This is a genomic window from Xenorhabdus taiwanensis, assembly GCF_036512875.1.
In the GTDB taxonomy this organism is placed as follows: Bacteria; Pseudomonadota; Gammaproteobacteria; order Enterobacterales; family Enterobacteriaceae; genus Xenorhabdus; species Xenorhabdus taiwanensis.
This window is the reverse complement of sequence record NZ_AP028978.1, coordinates 550,784-570,661: the sequence shown is the minus strand read 5'-3', so window position 1 is coordinate 570,661 and position 19,878 is coordinate 550,784. Positions and strand designations below refer to the sequence as shown.

General features: G+C 43.2%; 14 protein-coding genes and 4 pseudogenes. 12 read left to right on the top strand and 6 right to left on the bottom strand.

What is annotated here, in order from left to right; all coding sequences use genetic code 11:
- Positions 1-109: 109 nt before the first annotated feature.
- The 6 genes and pseudogenes from ACE1SE_RS02450 (at position 110) to ACE1SE_RS02425 (ending at position 8,315) form a co-directional block, all read left to right on the top strand.
- On the top strand, positions 110-3,232 hold the full coding sequence (locus tag ACE1SE_RS02450; protein WP_374052494.1) for an autotransporter outer membrane beta-barrel domain-containing protein: 3,123 nt from the start codon (positions 110-112) through the stop codon (positions 3,230-3,232).
- A gap of 449 nt (positions 3,233-3,681) precedes the next feature.
- Positions 3,682-3,840 (top strand): annotated as a pseudogene (locus tag ACE1SE_RS02445) (branched-chain amino acid transport system II carrier protein); the annotation flags it as partial.
- A 41-nt stretch (positions 3,841-3,881) separates the two neighbouring features.
- Complete coding sequence (locus ACE1SE_RS02440; RefSeq protein ID WP_374052493.1) at positions 3,882-5,195, top strand: sodium-dependent transporter; 1,314 nt, start codon at positions 3,882-3,884, stop codon at positions 5,193-5,195.
- 277 nt (positions 5,196-5,472) lie between these two features.
- Positions 5,473-6,170, top strand: a protein-coding gene (locus tag ACE1SE_RS02435; protein WP_374050839.1) for an IS1 family transposase whose coding sequence is annotated in 2 segments (ribosomal slippage) — positions 5,473-5,722 and positions 5,722-6,170 — 699 coding nt in all. Because the reading frame shifts where the segments join, the coding sequence is not laid out codon by codon here.
- Between the two features lie 252 nt (positions 6,171-6,422).
- Positions 6,423-6,515, top strand: a pseudogene (locus ACE1SE_RS02430) (SelB domain-containing protein); the annotation flags it as partial.
- 84 nt (positions 6,516-6,599) lie between these two features.
- Positions 6,600-8,315, top strand: coding sequence for an LTA synthase family protein (locus ACE1SE_RS02425; protein WP_374052492.1), 1,716 nt, complete (start codon positions 6,600-6,602; stop codon positions 8,313-8,315).
- Positions 8,316-8,320: 5 nt separating this feature from the next.
- Here ACE1SE_RS02425 and ACE1SE_RS02420 read toward each other — a convergent pair whose 3' ends face one another.
- Positions 8,321-8,980, bottom strand: a complete 660-nt coding sequence (locus ACE1SE_RS02420) for a helix-turn-helix transcriptional regulator (RefSeq protein ID WP_374052491.1) — start codon at positions 8,978-8,980, stop codon at positions 8,321-8,323.
- A 94-nt stretch (positions 8,981-9,074) separates the two neighbouring features.
- Between ACE1SE_RS02420 and ACE1SE_RS02415 the strand changes: the two genes are divergently transcribed.
- Together ACE1SE_RS02415 and ACE1SE_RS02410 are read left to right on the top strand one after the other, a co-directional pair.
- Positions 9,075-10,487 (top strand): MFS transporter, encoded by a 1,413-nt coding sequence (locus ACE1SE_RS02415; protein ID WP_374052490.1) that lies wholly within the window; start codon positions 9,075-9,077, stop codon positions 10,485-10,487.
- Between the two features lie 305 nt (positions 10,488-10,792).
- Entirely contained in the window at positions 10,793-11,644 is an 852-nt protein-coding gene (locus ACE1SE_RS02410) for a TPM domain-containing protein (RefSeq protein WP_374053572.1), read from the top strand.
- Positions 11,645-11,663: 19 nt separating this feature from the next.
- On the opposite strand, the pseudogene ACE1SE_RS02405 reads toward ACE1SE_RS02410, so the two are convergent.
- Positions 11,664-11,876 (bottom strand): annotated as a pseudogene (locus ACE1SE_RS02405) (SDR family NAD(P)-dependent oxidoreductase); the annotation flags it as partial.
- A gap of 51 nt (positions 11,877-11,927) precedes the next feature.
- Positions 11,928-13,118: a Bcr/CflA family efflux MFS transporter gene (locus ACE1SE_RS02400; RefSeq protein WP_374052489.1), complete on the bottom strand. Its 1,191-nt coding sequence runs from the start codon at positions 13,116-13,118 to the stop codon at positions 11,928-11,930.
- 588 nt (positions 13,119-13,706) lie between these two features.
- Between ACE1SE_RS02400 and ACE1SE_RS02395 the strand changes: the two genes are divergently transcribed.
- Genes ACE1SE_RS02395 through ACE1SE_RS02385 form a run of 3 tightly spaced genes read left to right on the top strand, consistent with a single transcriptional unit; the run spans position 13,707 to position 16,977 of the window.
- A complete protein-coding gene (locus ACE1SE_RS02395; RefSeq protein ID WP_374052488.1) occupies positions 13,707-14,696 on the top strand; it encodes a hypothetical protein in 990 nt (329 codons plus the stop codon).
- Positions 14,696-15,847, top strand: coding sequence for a BamA/TamA family outer membrane protein (locus ACE1SE_RS02390; protein ID WP_374052487.1), 1,152 nt, complete (start codon positions 14,696-14,698; stop codon positions 15,845-15,847). Before ACE1SE_RS02395 ends, ACE1SE_RS02390 begins: the two co-directional genes overlap by 1 nt.
- A gap of 35 nt (positions 15,848-15,882) precedes the next feature.
- On the top strand, positions 15,883-16,977 hold the full coding sequence (locus tag ACE1SE_RS02385; protein ID WP_374052486.1) for a DUF4056 domain-containing protein: 1,095 nt from the start codon (positions 15,883-15,885) through the stop codon (positions 16,975-16,977).
- A 164-nt stretch (positions 16,978-17,141) separates the two neighbouring features.
- On the opposite strand, the pseudogene ACE1SE_RS02380 reads toward ACE1SE_RS02385, so the two are convergent.
- Positions 17,142-17,475: pseudogene (locus ACE1SE_RS02380) on the bottom strand (helix-turn-helix domain-containing protein); the annotation flags it as partial.
- A gap of 56 nt (positions 17,476-17,531) precedes the next feature.
- Here ACE1SE_RS02380 and tnpA point away from each other — a divergent pair.
- Positions 17,532-17,957 (top strand): IS200/IS605 family transposase, encoded by a 426-nt coding sequence (tnpA, locus tag ACE1SE_RS02375; protein ID WP_374052485.1) that lies wholly within the window; start codon positions 17,532-17,534, stop codon positions 17,955-17,957.
- A gap of 163 nt (positions 17,958-18,120) precedes the next feature.
- Here tnpA and ACE1SE_RS02370 read toward each other — a convergent pair whose 3' ends face one another.
- Together ACE1SE_RS02370 and ACE1SE_RS02365 are read right to left on the bottom strand one after the other, a co-directional pair.
- On the bottom strand, positions 18,121-18,876 hold the full coding sequence (locus ACE1SE_RS02370) for a maleate cis-trans isomerase family protein (protein ID WP_374052484.1): 756 nt from the start codon (positions 18,874-18,876) through the stop codon (positions 18,121-18,123).
- A complete protein-coding gene (locus ACE1SE_RS02365) occupies positions 18,873-19,862 on the bottom strand; it encodes a carbon-nitrogen hydrolase family protein (protein WP_374052483.1) in 990 nt (329 codons plus the stop codon). The genes ACE1SE_RS02370 and ACE1SE_RS02365 overlap by 4 nt, the downstream gene beginning before the upstream one ends.
- Between the last annotated feature and the right edge of the window lie 16 nt (positions 19,863-19,878).

Genomic DNA, 19,878 nt, shown 5'->3' with positions numbered 1-19,878 from the left:
TCTGTCTCTGCTTTTTAGACAACTATCACCTTGATGGTTTCAAGCTGCCTACACAATAAAAAACATAAGAACTGGCATTTTTGCAAATCAACAATGGATGGTGACTAAAATGAATAAGAAATACAGAATATCTTGGAACCCTCTGACTTCCACACGTTTATCAGTCAAAACCCAACCACGATTACTTTATCACGCTATAGCTTGCTGTTTGGCCGCAGCCAGCGCAGGAGCCTATGCGGAAAATTATGTTGAGAAAGGGCGGAATGGCGATCCTGCCAGTTGGCGTTCCAGTGAGTTTTTGAACCAATGGGGACTTAGTACTATTCACGCTGATGAAGCTTATGCCAGAGGCTATACCGGTAAGGGGATCAAATTAGGAATATTTGATCAGGTAGTTTATGCCAGACATCCTGAGTTTATGGGAAAAGACAAGGTCACTAACTTAGTGACTTCTGGGATACGTGAGTATACCGATCCCTATATTCCGGTGAAGAAAGGTGATCCATTCACTTATGATGGCACACCATCCGTGGATAGGTACGGAAAGCTAGGAACACATGGTGTCCATGTTGCAGGCATAGCGGCGGGTAACCGAGATGGCAAAGAAATGCATGGTGTGGCCTATAACGCCCAAATACTCAGTGCGGATAACGGCGATCCTGGTCCTGAAGATGGCATTATCTTGGGCAATGATGGTGGTGTTTATCAGGCTGGCTGGAATGCACTGATAGATAGCGGCGCTCGTATCATTAACAATAGTTGGGGAATTGGTATTGATAAGGCGCTTGAGAGGGGCGGGAAAGATCCGAACGCAGCCCATTTTACTTTAGCTGAGGCCCGAAAGCAGTTTGATGCAATAAAACCGATTTTGGGTACAAAACCTGGTGGTGCCTATCAGGGCGCAATTGATGCTGCTCAGAGTGGCATTGTGACAATTTTTGCTGCGGGTAATAGTAGTAACTATAGTAATCCAGATGCTATCGCAGGTTTGGCTTGGTTTGTGCCAGAGATTGCACCAAACTGGCTGACAGTCACTAGTTTGCAAAAAGATCCAAATAGTACCAATAGTGTGCCTTATTCCATCAGCGATTTTTCCTCCCGCTGTGGCTATACTGCCAGTTTTTGTGTCAGTGCACCTGGTAGCTGGATATATAGCTCAGTGATTAAAGGAACAGGAATAGACAATATTACTACCGGCTATGACAGTTACAGAGGGACTTCAATGGCTGCGCCACATGCTGGTGGTAGTATTGCGGTATTGATGGAGCGTTTCCCATATATGGCCGGTGATCAAGTCGCTTCCATACTTCGCACTACGGCTACTGATCTGGGGGAAAAAGGCATTGATGAGCTTTACGGCTGGGGATTGATCAACCTTGGTAAAGCAGTAAATGGCCCTGGTATGTTCTATACCGCAGAAGATATTCCTGAAAAATTCCGTATTCCAGATCCTGACGGAGTCGCCTACGGCAAGGGGCAATTTATCGCTGATATTCCGGGTGTTGGTGCTGTGCTCGATAAGGGTAAACCGACTGAGCGCGTCTGTGATGCGGGTCAGTGTGCTCAGGATCAATGGAGCAATGATATCAGTGGTCATGGTGGGTTAACCAAACAGGGTAGAGGCGCACTGACTCTCAGTGGTCAGAATACCTATTCGGGTCCAACACTGGTCAGACAGGGATTATTGAACGTTAGCGGTAGTGTCTCTTCCACCGTTTCAGTAATGGAAAGTGGCACTCTTGGTGGGAATGGTACGGTGGGTACGCTCAATGTGAAGCGTGGCGGTACGGTAGTACCGGGTAACTCTATAGGTACGCTTAAGGTTGCCGAAAACATTACCTTTGAACCTGGCTCTCATTACGCGGTTGAAATCGCTGCCGATGGGCGCAGTGACAAAATTCAGGTTGAAAACAGTGCGCAGATCGATGGCGGAAAAGTTACTGTTTCTCTTGAGAATGCGAGTAACTTGCTTTCTTTTGAAGACGTGAGAAGCCTGACTGGTCAGCAATACACTATTCTTAGTGCGAAGCAGAATATCAATGGTCGCTTTGATGATGTTGTCCCGAATTATCTCTTCCTTGGCGCTGGATTGTCTTATCAGCCTGGTGAAGTCACTCTTCAGGTTGGGCGTAATGAAACTGCTTTTGTCGATTTTGCTAAAACACAGAATGAACGTGCAGTGGCTGCTGCCGCTGATACCCTTGATATGGGTAACCCTGTTTACGAAAGTATCTTAGCCAGCAGTTCTGCAGACCAGGCTAGATCTGCGTTCCGTCAGCTTGATGGGCAAATCCACGCTGATATCGCGTCTCAGTTGGTTAATGACAGCCGTTATTTACGTGATACCTTGAATTCTCGTTTGAGTCAGGCTGAAGGCCGTTCATCTTCGCCTGATCTTCATGGAGACAAGAACGGTGCATGGGTTCGGCTGCTTGGTGCATGGAGCCACGCTTCTGGTACAGCGAATGCGACGGGCTATCAGGCTTCCAACTATGGTTTATTCCTTGGTGCGGATGCGCTTATTGATGAATACAGTCGTCTTGGTATCGCAACGGGTTATACCCGTACTTCCCTTGATGGCGGTAACCGTGCTACTGCTGACAGCAATAACTATCACTTCGCTCTTTATGGTGACCGTCAATTTGGTGACTTTGTTTTGCGTGCCAATAGCGGGTTCACGTGGCACAGTATTGATACTAAACGCTTTATCAACTATGGCAGTCAGCATGATAGTGAGAGTGCCAGCTACAGTGGGCGGACAACACAATTATCCGCTGAACTTGCTTACCATCTGCCGACCGAGGCTGTGAATCTGGAGCCATTCGTTAACCTGGCTTACGTCAACTTCCGCAATGAAGGCATTAACGAGGATGGTGCCGCCGCCGCACTTCACGGTAACAGCCAACATACTGAAGCAACTCTTTCCACATTGGGATTGCGTGCCAATCATAGCTGGCAGGCTTCATGGGGTTCTTCAATTACCCTGAATGGAGAATTAGGTTGGCAACACCAATATGGTGAGCGTGAACGGGCAACAGGTTTATCGTTCCGTGGCAGTAACACAACATTTGTGACTCGTAGCGTGCCTGCCTCTCGTGATGGCGTGGTGTTAAAAGCAAATGCGGAGATGAATGCAAGTAATAACGTCTCATTCACACTTGGCTATAGTGGATTGCTCTCCGGCAGTCATCAGGACAATAGTATGAATGTCGGTTTTAGATGGCAATTCTGAGGATGGGCGGGATGTAAATATTCAATAAAATATGTGGAGTCAGTGATGCTGGCTCCACAATATTTGTGTGGTGAGTATTTTTTATGGTTTTATTGTGATGAATTAAATGCCTTATCTATTAATGTCCTTTAATTTTTTCCCACTCAGTTAACTCCATAATTGGAGGGTCTCGGCTTCTAAAAAATAGAACATACCGATCCAGAATTGGCGTCTTGCGATGGGTTGTTAAATATGTTCAGCGAACTCTTCTCCGTTAATGCTTCACGTTATAACGAAGATAATATTTTTGATGTTACCACTGTCATTCTGTATCTTGCGAATATCAGTGAATATGATGCTTATCACTGACTGTTAAATCAGAATCCAGTTTCGCCAATGGAAATTCAAGAGGTTGCAATAGTTACTATTACATTTGCAATTATTTTTACAACAATAAGTTAACGATTATTATGACATACCGTTTATCATCTAAAAATATTTGGGCATTGTGCTTTATGACCTTTGCCCTATTCGTCGGGACAGGAAATATCATCCCGCCTATGGTTGACCTGCAAGCGGGTGAGCATGTTTGGCGTGCTGCTGCTGGTTTTTTGTTTACAGCTATGGGACCAGATATATGTGCTAACACTGTATTTATTCGGGGGTTAGCATGAGTCAACAATGGACATCCCGTCTGGGGCACATATTAGCAGCAACTGGATCTGCCGTTGGCATTGGTGCCATCTGGAAATTCTCGTATGTTTCAGCAACAAATGGTGGTGGAGCATTCCTGGTTGTATTTTTATTGTTTAGCTTTGTGATTGGATTAGCGGTTCTGTTAGCTGAAAACATGCTGGGAAGCAGTACGGGTGAAGTGGCCGTTAATGCATTTAAAAAATTACTTGGTAAACATTGGGGGTGGGTTGGCCTTATAGGTGTATTCAGTTCATGGTGTATCTATAGCTTCTACAGTGTTGTCGGTGGTTGGACCATAGGCTACACGGTGATGGCAAGCACAGGAAAATTGAATATTACCGACGTTTCTCAACTGACATCTATTTTCACCAATTTCATCAGTAATCCATGGTGGCCAATAATCGCACATCTGGCATTTTCAGGGCTAACCTGCTTCGTGGTATTATCTGGTGTGCAAAAAGGTTTGGAAAAATCAGTTAAGGTCATGATGCCACTGTTATTCTTGATCATGATAGTGTTAATTATTGTTGGCATCCGTTTACCGGGTTCATCAGAAGGACTAAAATTATTTTTATACCCAGACTTTAATAGCTTGACTGGAAAAGGTGTTTTAGATGCATTAGGGTTGGCATTTTTTTCACTGTCTATCGGTTTAGGGATCCACATTACGTACAGCTCCTATTTGCCTAATAACAAAGGTATTGGTAAATCGAGTATCTGGGTTGTAAGCCTCTCTTGTTTGGTTTGTATATTGGCTGGTCTGATGATTTTTCCTGCTTTGGCTGCTGCTGGTTTAAAACCAAATGCAGGACCCGGATTAACGTTTATGACGATGCCAATTTATTTCGCCAGTCTTCCTGGCGGCTCAATCTTAGCAGTTACTTTCTTTTTATTGTTATTAATGGCCGCGTTGACCTCAGCAATTTCATTACTTGAACACATTGTTGCTTATGTCCAGATGCGTTTTCAATGGTCACGTCGTAAAACAAGCTTAATAGTCACGGCATCGATTATGTTAATGGGGATCCCTGTTTCTTTATCTTTTGGTCCCCTAAGTCACGTCACATTAGGTGGAAAATCCATCTTCGACATGCTGGACTTTATTACTTCCAATGTTCTCATGCCATTATTTGGGATTATCATTTGCCTCGTATTTGGCTGGTCACGTAAGGTCAATGCACTAATACCGGATAATATGTCATCGCGGAAGCACCAGTGTTTACGGTTTATATGGCGATATGTCGGACCTTTATGTATCGGAGTGATTTTGGTACACGGACTTATTTAATTGTATTAATTATCATCTTTCATCCATTTTTATTTGATAGAGAATGATGCTGCAATTTTGTAACACTGCTACATTTTAGGTAGAAATTTAAACGGGCGAGTTTGTCCACCAAAACCGCCCGTTAGCCATCATCAAAATGCCTTGAATCGATTTTAATCCCCTAATCTTCCTAAGATACTCACATATACAGGATCTTAAACAATAACCGACTATTTGGTCATGCTCCCAATGATTAGATCTTGTGATAAACTCCCTGCTTTTTATTATGGGGTGAGAGATGGCTAAAGTTGATGTGGTTTGTCGTTACTGTCATAAAACAGAAGAGGTTAAAGGGCATGGAAAAGGGCGTACTGGTCATCCCCGCTATCACTGCTATGCCTGCCGTAAAACCTTTCAACTGAATTATGCCTATCAAGCCTGTTATCCCGGCGTGAAAGAGCAAATTATTGATATGGCAGTGAATAACTCCGGTGTCAGGGACACGGCTCGGGTTCTGAAAGTCGGCATTAACACCGTCATTCGCACATTAAAAAACTCACACCAAGACAAGTGACTACGCTGCCGCTTGCGGGCAGTGAGATTCATCTTGTCTGTGAAATAGATGAGCAGTGGTCATTTGTCGGTAATAAGAAAAATCAACGCTGGCTCTGGTATGCCTGGGAGCCGAATAAGAAACGGGTAGTGGCACATGTGTTTGGGGATCGCAGCAGGAAAACATTGAAAAAGCTGCTGGCACTCTTGTCTCCTTTTACTATCCGGTTTTACTGTACAGATGATTATGCCGTTTACGATTGCCTGCCTCAGGAAAAACACCTCACGGGAAAGAAATTTACCCAACGTATCGAGAGAACAAATCTTACGCTTCGTATCCGGATAAAGAGGCTGAATAGAAAAACAATAGGTTATTCCAAATCCGAAGAGATGCATGACAAAGTGGTAGGTACGTTCATTGAACGTGAATACTATATTTCATAACAGATCTAATCATTGGGAGCATGACCGACTATTTTGGTCACTGATTCAAGGCGTTGTTCTTTATCTATAATGCTTATTTTTGCGAGATAACATACATGGTCACAGTGGAGGTAAAGTGTCGGTTTTGTCACCAAACGAAGGATGTTAAAAAAACATGGTATCGGTAAAGGAGATCACCAACGTTATTCAAGATAGCCTTTTGGTGTACTGATAATTACCGAGCTTATAATATGGGCAGCCACACCGACACCGTTAGCGATTCAAATACTGGAATACTTTGATCATACAGATTTTACCCGCAGGAAAGAGAATTTGTGTATTTTACGGGATGAGGGCATTTTTTAGCATTTTATTTACAGTATCTTTGATAATCTGTGCTATTTTTCATCGGGTTGGCAAACTGAACTCATGTGTGGAATTCAATAGAGTATGAAAAAGAAGATAATCTCGAGGATTTATCTTGGATTGTTGTTGATTGCTTCCTTGATATTAGTGTTTGAGAAAGGTGGAGATATTTATCCTGTACTGGTCTCTGTCGGCGTATTCGGCGTCATCTTTGGCCTGGCTTTTTTAGTTTCAGCGCGCTGGTTATTTTCGGTAGTATTCACTGGAACGTTGTTTATTATCCTCAAATTCCTCAACCAGATAAAAATCCATTACTACAAAGAACACCTGATGTTTTCTGATTTGAATGTTATGTTAGATCCTTCAAATCAGGAGACTTTGCGCCATTATTGGCTGGCGGGTATTGCCGTAGTGGTGATGCTTATCTGGTTGATATTCAACATGGTATTAAGCTGGAAAATGGTGCCTGCTGCACGTGGGATCAAATGGCGCTTCGCCAGTATCATTTTGATGGTCGTGAGTGCCTGGGGTGTCAACTTAACGGTTAGAGCCTACCATGCTCAATGGCAAGGAGAATTACCGAAGGGACGGGGAACGGTGACCAATATGGTGATGTCTGCCTCAGATGCGCAATATCAGCCACCAAAATTCGGCTCATCTGCTGATTATTTCTTGCAGCAGGCGAAACAAGTGACGTTGCCTGAACCTCAGTCAGAGGTTAAACCCGATGTAGTTGTATTGCTGCAAGAGTCCACTGTCAATCCCCATATTTACCAATTACCTGCCAATGTGCAGTTGCCAGATCTTTACATGTTCCGGCGTGATGCGAATGTCAGTGCTCAAAGTCCACTCAGGGTACAAACCTTTGGTGGCGGAACCTGGTTATCTGAATTCTCCGTTTTGACCGGATTGAATACAGATGATTTTGGTTCACGTAAAAATGCGGTGTTTTATTTTGTCGTTGATCACCTGAAAAACAGCCTGTTCCGTGCCATGAAAGACAATGGTTATTACACGGTTGTTCTGACACCATTTAATAAGTCTGCTTACCATGCGGGACATGCTTATAAGACACTGGGTGTTGATCGAATTATCCAGCCGCAGGAGTTAGGGTATCCCGCAGACATGGATGAAAATTTGTGGAAAATCCCGACACAAGACATGTTGTCTTATGTGAAAACTATCTTAGCTAAGGAAACAGACAAGCCGATTTTTATTTTCTCTCTGACCATGTATGAACATGGGCCTTATGAAGAGAGCCATCATGATGATTATAACTTGACTGGCAAAGTTAACCCTGCAACGGAGGCGGGTAAGTTTAGCCATTACATGGAAAAAATCGTGGCATCTGATCCTGCTATCAGGGATTTCAGTGAATTCGTTGCCAATCGCAACAAGCCTACTGTTTTCCTCTATTTTGGTGATCATCAACCAAACATCAATTTTGGGCGCTATAACTCTTCGTTACCTGATCCAGCACATGTGACTCAGTTTACTTTGCGGGATAACCTGAAACAGGGAGCGTCAATAACAACGGGCAAACTGACCGATATCTCTTTCCTCGGCGGAATAGTTCTGGAACGTGCCCGCTTGTCGGCTCCGGTGTTTTATCAGGCGAATATGATCATGCGCCATTTGTGTGATGGTGCCTTGAATGATTGTCAGGATAGTGCGCTAGTAGAGAGTTATAAGCATTATATTTACCAGCAGTTGGAAGCGGCCGGTAAGGAATATGTTATCCCTTCTGTCGGTGATGCTGCTGACAGAAGGGATGTGTTATCGATTGGGAGCTATTCGTAGTTACATTAAGGATGTGCGGCAGTGATGCGATAAGCACAGCGTCGGTGACCACTAAGGATATATTCGGTTCTTTCCACATTGGCTTGCAGGATCTCCCGAAACAGTTTCAGCTCTGTCCGACAGAAACCCTGGCACAATTTGGCTGCGGCACAAATTGGACAATGGTTTTCAAAAAACAGAATATCGCCATTTTCTTCAACCGAATAATAAGCCATGTAACCTTCTTGGCAGCGGATCGAGACCAGACGCTCAACCTTCTCCTGTAACCCTGTAGCACCTTCCATCGCCTTTTTATAGTTGAAAAAAGCCTCTTTTTCACGGGCGCTGATAATCAAATCCATAGCATCTTCACCCAACTGATTACGAATAATTAAGATCAGTTGGGTTGTTAACTCTGCATGGGCATCAGGAAATTTGGCGTGGCCTTTCTCTGTGATATGCCAAAGCTGTATTGGACGCCCAACTCCTCTTGTTTCTGATTTTGCTTCAACTAATCCCTCCTTCGCCATTTTCACAAATTGCTGACGGGCCGCTTCTCCAGTTGTTCCCAATAATTTGCCGGCATCAGAGGCTTGTAAGGCACCTTGAGTTTTTAGCAGCATTAGTAGCTTTTCACTCACTGTTTGCCCTACGATTGTACTATTTTCCAAGTCATCGCTTGACATATTGTTGATCCCGACATTAATTTATTCCAAGATTTATCTTGTTTAATTTAGCGTAAGACTTTTCACAACTCAACCTGTGTTCAGGGCAAAAATTATGATAATGACTGAGGAAAGCCGCTGGAGGGATCTGTTTTCCAGCAAAAATGCACCGAGTGCGATAGCACTTTCACTAGGCGTGGTGTTGATGGCAATTAATACCTTAATTGCGATTACTATTCTGCCTTCTGTCGTCAATGATATTGGAGGATTGAATCTCTATGCCTGGAATACGACTTTGTTTGTCGTGGCATCAATTATTGGTTCCGTTCTTTCTGCGAGGTTGTTGAGTGCCTTGGGCGCAAGAAATGCTTATCTGGTTGCATCACTGGTCTTTTTTATCGGTAGCTTACTCTGTACTCTTGCACCGACAATGGAAGTGATGCTGGTTGGCAGAACCATTCAGGGTCTTGGTGGTGGATTTCTGTTTGCCCTTTCCTATTTGATGATTAATCTCGTATTTGCTCAATCACTTTGGCCTCGCGCTATAGCGTTGGTTTCGGGGATGTGGGGAGTTGCGACTTTAATAGGGCCAGCTATTGGTGGTGTTTTTGCTGAAATGAATGCATGGCGTTACGCTTTTGGCATTATGCTTCCCATTATTCTGTGTTATGTCGTATTTACCTACCTGGTTTTACCTAAAACAGAGGCGCAGAATAAAACCAAAACAGCATTGCCCATTGTGCAATTGATCCTGTTATCAGCAGCGGTACTGGTGGTTTCTTCTGGCAGTTTGTCACCAGATGTTCGGTTCAACATTTTCGGCATTGTTGCGGCTGTAATATTAATCTTTTTATTGATCATTTATGAGCGTAGAACTTCAGTCAGGTTATTACCTGAAAATGCCCTAAGTTTACGTTCTCCTCATTTGGTTTTATTCACTACTATGTTTCTATTGGTAGTGGGTTTATCGGGGGATGTTTTTATTCCCTATTTTTTGCAAATTCTGCATGGGCAATCCCCTTTTGCTTCTGGTTACATGGTTGCTTCTGTGGCAATGGGTTGGACTCTGGGAGAAATACTCAGTGCTAGCTGGCAAGGGACAAAAATGCGGTTTGCAATTGTCAGTGGTCCTGCTTTCATGTTGGTGGGCATGTTGCTGTTGCTTGTGTTGCTGCCATACCAGTCGGCAGGAGAGTGGCAGATTATATTACCGATAATCCTAGGATTGGGGGGATTTGGTTTTGGGGTTGGATTCGGCTGGCCTCATCTTTTAACCCTCATTTTACAGATTTCCCGTGATGCGGATAAAAGCATCGCGGGTTCATCCATTACCACCATACAGTTATTTGCCTCTGCATTTGGTTCTGCGTTGGGGGGGATGACCGTCAATTTATTTGGATTTTATCAGCCAGGAGGCGTTGAAGGAGCCGCTTCTTCTGCTTATTGGCTATTTTTACTCTTCTCTATTGCACCAATATTGGCATTATTAACAGCATTTCAATCAGCGAAAATTAAGGCAGAAGCATAAATTTATTATCAACGGCATTATCATAGAAAAGTAATGCCGTTTTCTTGATTACGTGTGATGGGAAATATCCGTATAATAGAGGTGATTGATATTCTAAATAAGACTAAGGATATTTAATGTTAAAAATTTTCCATATGCCAAAGGATGGTTGTAACACCAAAATAATGCAACCAAGAATAAGCTATATTTCTATAATAAAACATTTTTTTATACTATTTTTATTGCTTATCGGGATAAGCAATGTATCGGCTGGAGAGATAAAGCAAGAGACAATAACTATTGATGTTCCCGCGTTAAGCAAGCGTGTGACAGATATCTCTAAGGCTCTGACGAAAGAAGAGAATCAACGCCTGACCCGCCAATTAAAAAAACTGCAATCTGAAGAAAAGATACAGATGGCAGTCCTGATTATCCCGACTATTGGCAGTGATACGATTGAGAAATTTTCTTCCCGTGTATTTGATAAATGGAAGTTGGGTAATAAAGAAAGCAATGATGGCATCTTGTTTTTGATCGCTTCTGATGACCACAAAATGCGTATCGCAGTTGGTTCCGGTTTAGAGCGGAAATTAACCGATGGCAAGATCGCACGCATTCTACGTGAAGAAGTGAAGCCGGCTTTCAAAGAAAATGCTTATTTTGAGGGTATCAGTAATGCGATTAATTCAGTTGATACATTGCTGAAACTGTCTAAACACGCAGGGATCGATGAAGAAATAGCGAAAGTGACATCGGCTTTCTCAGAAGAGGGTGGCGGCACATTCAGTAAGATATCTGGCAAAGACATTGCCGCACTATTGTTTTTTTGGCTAATCAGTCTGTTCCTTTTGCCAATGAAAGTTTTTCGCGAGGGACACTGGTTTAAGCGTTTCCTTAAGAGTGTCCTGACGATAGCGGCAGGAACTTATCTACTGACGCTGGTGGGGTTGTTTTCTTCCATTCCGGCAGAGTTTTATCTGTTAATCCTTCTGCTACCAGTGATCCTGGTGTTTTTGATTATTTCTACGGTATGGTCATTATTGAAAAACCTATTCAGCGGTCTCTTTGGCGGCTTGTTTGGTGGTTCTGGCTCTGAGCGTCCAGAAAGTGGCGGAAATGATAGCTTTTCCGGTGGCGGTGGCAGCAGTGATGGTGGTGGTGCTTCAGACGATTGGTAATCAGCACAGTATCCTGAACTTCTGATTGTGTTATGTCACCTGATACCCATTTTGCGGATATAGCATAATTTATATTTTGAAGCGGCTGTGCCACCACTTTCAGTTGTTCAAATCTTCGTGCATTAATAACAACATTTACACCTTCTACCACTAGTGCAGCCGCGCAAGCAAATCCTAAACCTTCGCTGTCTGCACATATGACAGCCCAGCGACCCGCGATTTTAAAATCCATATTCTCTCCGTTAGTGTGACAGTGAAGATAATATTATCAATGTTGGTTGCTCTATAAGCGCCGGTTTTTTGTTTCGGATACCCTATACAGGGTAAAAGTAATGAAAACAAAACAAATCAAGGCAAGAATGAAAAGTCCCCACATTAAACCCGTTGCTGTTGTTGTATGCCCACTAGAGAAAAACCATAATACAATGGCTGCCCCGGCCATTTTTAATGTGCCTTGTAACGCACTGCCTGTTCCGGACAATTCTGGATGTCCATGCAAACTTATTCCAAGTAATAATGGAGAAGACAGTCCACATCCTAGCCCTACCGCAAAACTATAAATAATGATAAATTCAATCGACAATATCTGAGTAAAATAAATAAAGATGAGCGCCATCGCTGTAAACAACACTAATAACGGCAGTGAAATTTTCAGAATTCTTTCAGGTGTGGAATGTGACAACCATTTTTTTGTCAGCAACGAACCTATTACGATCCCTGCAGAATAAACCATAAACAGGTATCCATTCTGTGATGAAGATAATTCAAATTGTGTCTGGAATACGAAAGGGCTGGCAGTAAAATAACCAATAGTAATAGCAAACAAAACGGCAGAAACAACACTGTATACAACAAAATTAATGTCAGATAACAGAATTCGAAAACCTGTTATTCGCCCATTGTCTGTTGATTTCATCGGTGATGTTTCCGGCAACGTCATTTTTACAAAAAATGCACCTATCAGCATCATTATGGTAAGGGCTATAAAATTAAACTTCCACGGCAGATATTCTGTAATATATCCCCCAATGACAGGTGCAAAAGCAGGCGAAACTTGTGATGCCATCGAAAAAATAGCCAGCGATTTAGATAATTCCGTCTTATCGCGGAAAGTATCACTGAGTATAGCTCTGCTAATGACCGGACACCCACCTGCACCAATACCGGTCAGAAGCCGGAAAAGAGATAGTGTGTGAAATGATTCAGCCGTAGAAGTCAGATAATTACCAATAGCGGAAAATAATAAGGAAAATACAATGACAGGAATGCGTCCGTGTTTATCGGAGAGAGGTCCATAAAAAAGTTGGGATACAGCGAAACCAATGAGATAATAAACAACAAGGCTTTGTGCCTGATTGTCAGTCATTGCGAGTGCGGTTTTTATTATAGGGAGTGCTGGATTATAAAGATCTATAGAAAATAATCCTAATACCAGTATAACGCACGAATTGATGATAATGAGTTTTGACTTCATGCTTTTTCACCTTTCATACGAGTGGGAACGCTAGCGGTGTGGTAGGAATAGCGAAATAGCTTTATTAACATGGTTTCAGTTACAAGAAATTGATGACAGTCTAGAAATCCGATGATCTTTATCGGTATGGGGCGTATTGATGTCAGAGATATTCCCCGTAGCCTCAATGAATAATTCCAATATGCCACGCATAAAAAACATTAATGCAACTATTAATTAAATAAGGTAATAGAAAACTAAAAATAAGATTATCAATTGCCGTTTAACAATGACTTATTATGATAAGACATATAAATAATAAAATTAAACCGTTATAGGCTACCCTCTTATTTTAAAAAGCCGAAATAAAAATCAATATAATAAATAATTTCAATATCAATTAATTATTTTTACTAACTCTTGGAGAGATAAAAATCGCTCTATTTGGCGATAAAACAAACAAATATTTCAAATCGTGCGATATTCCACCTACAAGCATAATTCGTTGATGATTGCCAAAAAGAGCTATGATAATCTACGCGCCTTTCTGTCTTGACCTGTTCACTTTATAGACAATTAAATATCCAAAATTAGGAAGTAAATTCACGTATGAACTTAACTAATAACAATAAATTATTAGCTGCCACTTTGTGTCTTGCAGCCTCATACAGTTATGCAGATAGCGAGCGCCCACTCTTTTCATTAACCGTATCTGAATCTGGCATTCAGCAAACAAATAATGACGGTAGCTTATCTCAATCGACTAAATCAGGATCTCGTATTCTGCCAATTTGGGGTGATGCTGCTCACGCAAAAGGCTACGATCTGCCTGAACCGTTTGGTGCTAGTTATAGTTATATGAATATGCGGCAGAATATTGTCGTAGATAGCATTAAATTTAAATTTACTAACCCAAAATTTCATAATTGGGAAAAAGCAATCATTATTGATGCAGGTGATACTCGACAGAAAAGCGAAACTCATATGCTTAAACTGGATTCTTGGGTGTTACCTTTCCTGAATATCTACGGCGTCTATGGAAAAACCAAAGGCAAATCCACAACAAATTTGGATAATATAGCTTTGCTTGGAGACCCTGAATATGGTAAAGACATTCCTTTCGAATTGAGCTTCAAAGGAAAAACTTTTGGTGGTGGTGTAACCCTTGCCAATGGTTACAACCAATTTTTTGCCACATTAGATGCTAATTATACTCGTACCAATCTTGATATCTTAGATGGAGATATTAGTGCCTTAGTTATTACTCCACGAATTGGCTATGAATTTATTTTTGAACCATTATTTGCTGGTCAAGGAAAGACAAAAACGCAAGTTTGGGTAGGTGCCATGTATCAAGATATTACTCAACGCTTTAGAGGTGATGTCAGTAAACTCAATTTACCTCCCAAACTCCAAGAAGGGATGGCGATGATTAAAAATATGACTGACATCAAATTCGACGTCAAACAACACCTAGCCCATAAGTGGAACAATACCATTGGTGCACGTATCGAAATCACCCGTAATTTCAATATCCTGTCAGAAGTCGGTTTTGGCAACCGTAATAGCTTCTTTATCTCCGGTGAGTTCCGTTTTTAATGTTTAACCTTGCAACATTCAAAAGGCTGGTCATTGCCAGCCTGTTTATTTTTACCATTTCATCGGCATACGCTGATATCCTGCCCGATCAGCAAAAAATTGATGGTTGGTTAAACCAATTAGGTGGCAACAATCATTTTGATGAGCGCAAAAAAATTGACTGGGGCGTATTGCCCGGCCCTTTCTACACCCCTGAAATGGGTATGGGAATTGGTGTTGCCATGGTCGGTCTGTACCGCCCTGACCATTCAGACCACATTAGCCAGAACTCTTCACTAGGACTCAGTGGCTTTGGTTCATCTACCGGCGCGTTTGGCCTGAACTTTACCAATTACAATTTTCTTGCCAGTGACCAATGGCGATTATTTGTTTCCGGTACACTGAATAACACACCAACTTACTATTGGGGTAAAGGTTATCGTGCCGGTAAGAATGACAGCAACAAAGAGGAATACCGTTCGCAGGAATTTGCTATTCACCCGCGCCTCCTCTATCGCATCACTGACGCCACTTATATAGGGTTAGGCTGGAATTTTTCATCTGTCAATGCCAGTGATCCAGATAGTGGTGCCAAACGATATTTTGCCCAGTCTATCGGTGGTCGTTCCGTGATAAGTTCTGGTGTCAGTGCCCATTTCAGTTATGACACGCGAGATTTTTTGCCTAATGCACGTCACGGACAGGCATTTGAGATCATTTATACCTATTTTTCCCCTGAATTGGGCAGTGATCACCGTTTCCATACCACCCAACTTCAGTTCTCGACCTATTACCAGCTATCTGAAAAGACAGTTTTGGCCTTTGATAACTATGCCCGTTTCAGCGCAGGTGATGTACCGTGGAACCAGCTATCACTGCTTGGTAACGGCCAGCGGATGCGTGGATACTATGAAGGACGCTACCGTGACAACAATATTTTCACAACACAATTAGAGTTACGGCACAAACTTGACTGGCGCCACGGTGTGGTCGGTTGGATAGGCACCGGCACGTTGGGAGATTCCCCTTCACAGTTGGGAAGCAAACACTGGCTTCCTTCTGTTGGTGTTGGCTATCGTTTTGAGTTTAAGCCACGTATGAATGTCAGATTAGATTTTGGTGTCGGCAAAGGCAGCACTGGCTTCTATTTTCAGGTTGGGGAAGCGTTTTGAGATTATTAGTGACATTTTGCCTCTGTTTTTTACTGATGGCATGTCAAAATCAACCACAATCTGTTAATCCGGTAAAACCTGTCCTTTTCAGTGATACCCATGAACAATCACAGCAAAGTTGGAATGCATTGTCCCCCATTGCTCCCCCAGAAGGTTTAAGAGCCTGCTGTGCTTTCGGCTATAACCTTAAAACCCAACTCTGGAATATCCCCATTCCCTTCTACGACATCGACAATATTGTAGAAGCCGATAAATTGGGTGAGCATCACTACAATGACAGTGTTATCGGTGCCAGTGCCGCTTTGCTGGGGGTGAGTAATGAAAAAATTGGTCTGCTCTATACCCGTCAGGGAGGGTTTATTGATATTTCCCATGTGAGGGATACCGCAGATTATACGCTTTATCTGTTTAGCCAGATTTACGCGCATCTTGGCCAAGAATGGAAATTAACCCTGAATAATGAACTTGCTGCACGTAAAATTCATTTTTTTGCTTTCACACCACCGGAGGAACCTGCTGAACGCTATACGCTAAGTGCCTATTTGGCGGTTAAATTCGCTTTTCAGCTTGCTGCCTGGCATGAAATAGCGCAATGGTATGGCTATCAATCAGTTCCTGGATTTTCAGAAGGCATTTCGGCTTTTTCTCCGGAAGATCTCTATTCCAACCTGTTGGGTGCACGGTTAGCTCTGACACTGATTCTGGAAGGCCATGCTTCTTCTGTAACACAGTTCTCGGACTCAATGGCTAAGATCTTGCCGATAGCTTTGCATGAACTTGGGGATTACCCTAGATCAGGCACAAAGAAGATGTTTGATAGCGTAGATGGTTTGTGGTGGAACAGTTATCAACGCATTCCAGAAAAGTTTTTAGTACTGCACCGGAATTATGATATCCAAGACAACCGCTACCCATTAATGCCTTTCGGTAAAGAAAACTTTGCCCTGCGTCTGTCTCTGCCTGAGCATTATCAGCATTTTTCGTTGGATAAACTGGCTGAATTTCAGCTATGGCCAACCAATGAGATGAAAAACCTGCCTGTTCCAAAACAATACTGGACAGTAAAAGATTTTAAAATACTGGCGGAAAATGCCCAACGGGAAGATAAGAGACAGTTGCTAATTAAATAAGGCTCGTTTGTCCAATATATATGAGGAATAGCCTCGCCCTATCGGGCGAGGCTTCTTTGTGACCACAACGGTGACAGGTTTTCAAACTCGCATACCACGGGTCCAGCCTGACCAGGTGTTTTCCCGTTGGCATTATTCAATACCTTCACGCCCACACAGTGATAACTGGATTGCTTGCCATGCTTGCGTTTAAATGCCGGAAATCTGGCGCGGCGTTTTGGGTTAAAAAAATTATCAAAGGCCGTATTTAAATTGATGACCGCCTGCTGTAACGCAATGGAATCATACGCTTTGAGCCACGCGTATTTGCGTGATTTCTTCGCGGTTGCCAGCAACGGATTAAGGTCTTTACGGGGGGTTAAACTTACCCCATGCTGCTTATAAATGTGTTTTTTTATGTGCAGAGCCTTGTTATACGCAAAACGCACCGCACTGGGCATTAAGATATTCAGCCTGTTCGGGAGTGGGATAAATGCGGACTTTTGTGGTTCTTAACATCATCAGCGCTCAGTGATATATTTCAACAACTGTAACACGTGACAGGAATATTTCAATTGAGTATACACAATGAATCGCTCGAAGGTTTTCTCCGAAAACGACACAGTGTCAGTAAACTGGTTGTCCATTTGATATTCACGACAAAGTATCGCCGAAAACTCTTCGATAGCCGCATGATTGAACAGCTACGGGAAGCTTTTACTTCAGCAGCAACAAAACTCGAATGCGACATTATTGAGATGGATGGTGAGCAAGATCACGTACATTTGTTGGTCGCTTATCCCCCGAAACTCGCGGTAAGCATCTTGGTGAATAATTTAAAATCAGTCTCTTCCCGATTGCTTCGCCAGCAAAATACGCATTTGCAGACGCAAAGTAAAACGGGACTTATGTGGTCAAGATCGTACTTCGCCTGTAGCGCTGGAGGGGCAACGATAGAAACGCTTAAAGCCTATGTTGCCAGTCAAAATACGCTGGAGTGACGTGTTTTAAAGCCCTACGGGCTTTTTGTCTTATATCCCCGCCCGCATTGGGCGAGGGTTTACGGCGGATCTTGCTAACATCCATGCCGGCCCAGGCAAAGCAGGTAATTGTCAACAAACACTTTTGAATCTGGCATAAGTTGAACAACCTTTTGTATCTCGATCAATATTTTCCCGATAACAGTGAACCAAATCTCGGAACGTATGTATTCAGCCCAAGCTGTTTCAATATCATGTAGGTTGTCGCCACAGATGAAGAAATAACAGGCAGTCCAATCCGATCTTCGATTAGCGCGACTGATGCCAAAGAAGGCATTTGTACACAAGCGGAAGCCACAATCACATCCACATTACTGTTCAAACGTTTAGTAATCTCTGCGGGTGCGAGAGGATCTTGTCGTCCGACAGCGAGATTATCGGGGATCTCCAACGAAATGCTGTCGATAACTTCAATTCCCTCATTTTCAATGTAATCAATCACTAACTGAGTCAATGGCTTCATATAGGGCGTCAGTATAGAGATTCGTTTCGCTCCCAAAGCATGTAATCCATCCACCAATGCCCCTGCGCTGGTCACAACTGGTGCCGGATGACCATTTTCCACCGTCCGCAGATGGAGGCGCTTTTCAGAGATTCGGTGATATCCCTGTCCCATGCTCATGATCGCCACTAAACAGGCATATCCCAGCACATCGACCGCGGCATCCGACAGCTCAAGCGCACAGCGATCACTGTCTGCATCCATGACCGCCAGTTCTGTTTTTGTGACCGTTTTCATTCTCATGCGACTGGAATGAAAAGTGAAACGTTCAGGGTTTATCGCTTCACGGGCACGCAGGATAGCGGGGATTTCTGTTTCCATTGTCGTATTTGACGAGGGTACAATCAGCCCTACTCGAAAATGCTGTGTGTTATTCATGGAAGATCCTCCTGATCGGATGGCAGATCAGTAAACCTAATCGCATTCATCGGACGACGGTTCACTTTGAGATCGAAGATATCAAACCGGTTGTAATGCCCTGTGATATCGTGCATTTGACGAGGTTGAATACAGCGATTCAGGTCAATCTGCGCATAGACGATCCCTTCTTTATCAATCAGGGGATCACCAATCACGCGCCCATCAGGCCCAATGATGCCGGTAAATGCACTATTAGAGCGTGCCAGCAACTCTTCAGCTTCAGGATGACTGGCCGACATCGCTTTTACAATTTCCGGCGAAATCGTAGAGCAGGAGACAATGGTAAACACTTTGCCCTCAAAACAGTGGGCTGACGCTCGTAAACGGATCGCCTCAGCCATATCATAATCTGGTGGTGCAACCGGCAGGGAGATATAGCTGGCAACATGTACCAATTCGCCTTGAGATAATAAGGAAAAACGCGCCAATGTATTGGTATTTTCGCCGCAGGCCAGAACGCCCAATGGCCCGATACGCGTGTCATGTACTTTTAACGAAGCCGCATCACCATTCGCCCATGTCAGTTTCTCTGCCCAGGTCGGCACCAGCTTGCGATGACGCCCCAAAATGTTTCCTTCATCAGAAATAGTCACCAAGGTGTTATAGAGTGTTGCTATACCATTAGGACTGCGTTCATTAACCCCAACCACAACGTTGATGTGATGACGTGCCGCAGCCAGTGCGATTTTGTTGATCTCCGGCCCTGGCACTTCAATGGCTGATTTGCACAGTTTTTCAAACCATGGGCTGCCTTGTATCGGGTTCATCACCCAATTCCAATAGGGGTAACCAGAAACAAACACTTCAGGAAAAGCCACCAAACTGGCCCCCTTGTCTGCCGCTTCTTGGATCAGCCGACAAACGAGATCAACTGTCGCCTCTGTATCCAGAAAGACAGGAGCAGCCTGTACCGCAGCCGCTTTGAACTTAGGAAGTTTCAGCATATCAGGCCCCTGTTTT

What these genes read in the sequence shown, in the direction of transcription:
- ACE1SE_RS02400 (WP_374052489.1), bottom strand. Translation starts at nt 13,118, where the DNA reads ATGAAGTCAAAACTCATTATCATCAATTCGTGCGTTATACTGGTATTA.
- ACE1SE_RS02365 (WP_374052483.1), bottom strand. Translation starts at nt 19,862, where the DNA reads ATGCTGAAACTTCCTAAGTTCAAAGCGGCTGCGGTACAGGCTGCTCCT.
- ACE1SE_RS02370 (WP_374052484.1), bottom strand. Translation starts at nt 18,876, where the DNA reads ATGAATAACACACAGCATTTTCGAGTAGGGCTGATTGTACCCTCGTCA.
- ACE1SE_RS02415 (WP_374052490.1), top strand. Translation starts at nt 9,075, where the DNA reads ATGATAATGACTGAGGAAAGCCGCTGGAGGGATCTGTTTTCCAGCAAA.
- ACE1SE_RS02450 (WP_374052494.1), top strand. Translation starts at nt 110, where the DNA reads ATGAATAAGAAATACAGAATATCTTGGAACCCTCTGACTTCCACACGT.
- ACE1SE_RS02440 (WP_374052493.1), top strand. Translation starts at nt 3,882, where the DNA reads ATGAGTCAACAATGGACATCCCGTCTGGGGCACATATTAGCAGCAACT.
- ACE1SE_RS02395 (WP_374052488.1), top strand. Translation starts at nt 13,707, where the DNA reads ATGAACTTAACTAATAACAATAAATTATTAGCTGCCACTTTGTGTCTT.
- ACE1SE_RS02425 (WP_374052492.1), top strand. Translation starts at nt 6,600, where the DNA reads ATGAAAAAGAAGATAATCTCGAGGATTTATCTTGGATTGTTGTTGATT.
- ACE1SE_RS02390 (WP_374052487.1), top strand. Translation starts at nt 14,696, where the DNA reads ATGTTTAACCTTGCAACATTCAAAAGGCTGGTCATTGCCAGCCTGTTT.
- ACE1SE_RS02385 (WP_374052486.1), top strand. Translation starts at nt 15,883, where the DNA reads ATGGCATGTCAAAATCAACCACAATCTGTTAATCCGGTAAAACCTGTC.
- ACE1SE_RS02420 (WP_374052491.1), bottom strand. Translation starts at nt 8,980, where the DNA reads ATGTCAAGCGATGACTTGGAAAATAGTACAATCGTAGGGCAAACAGTG.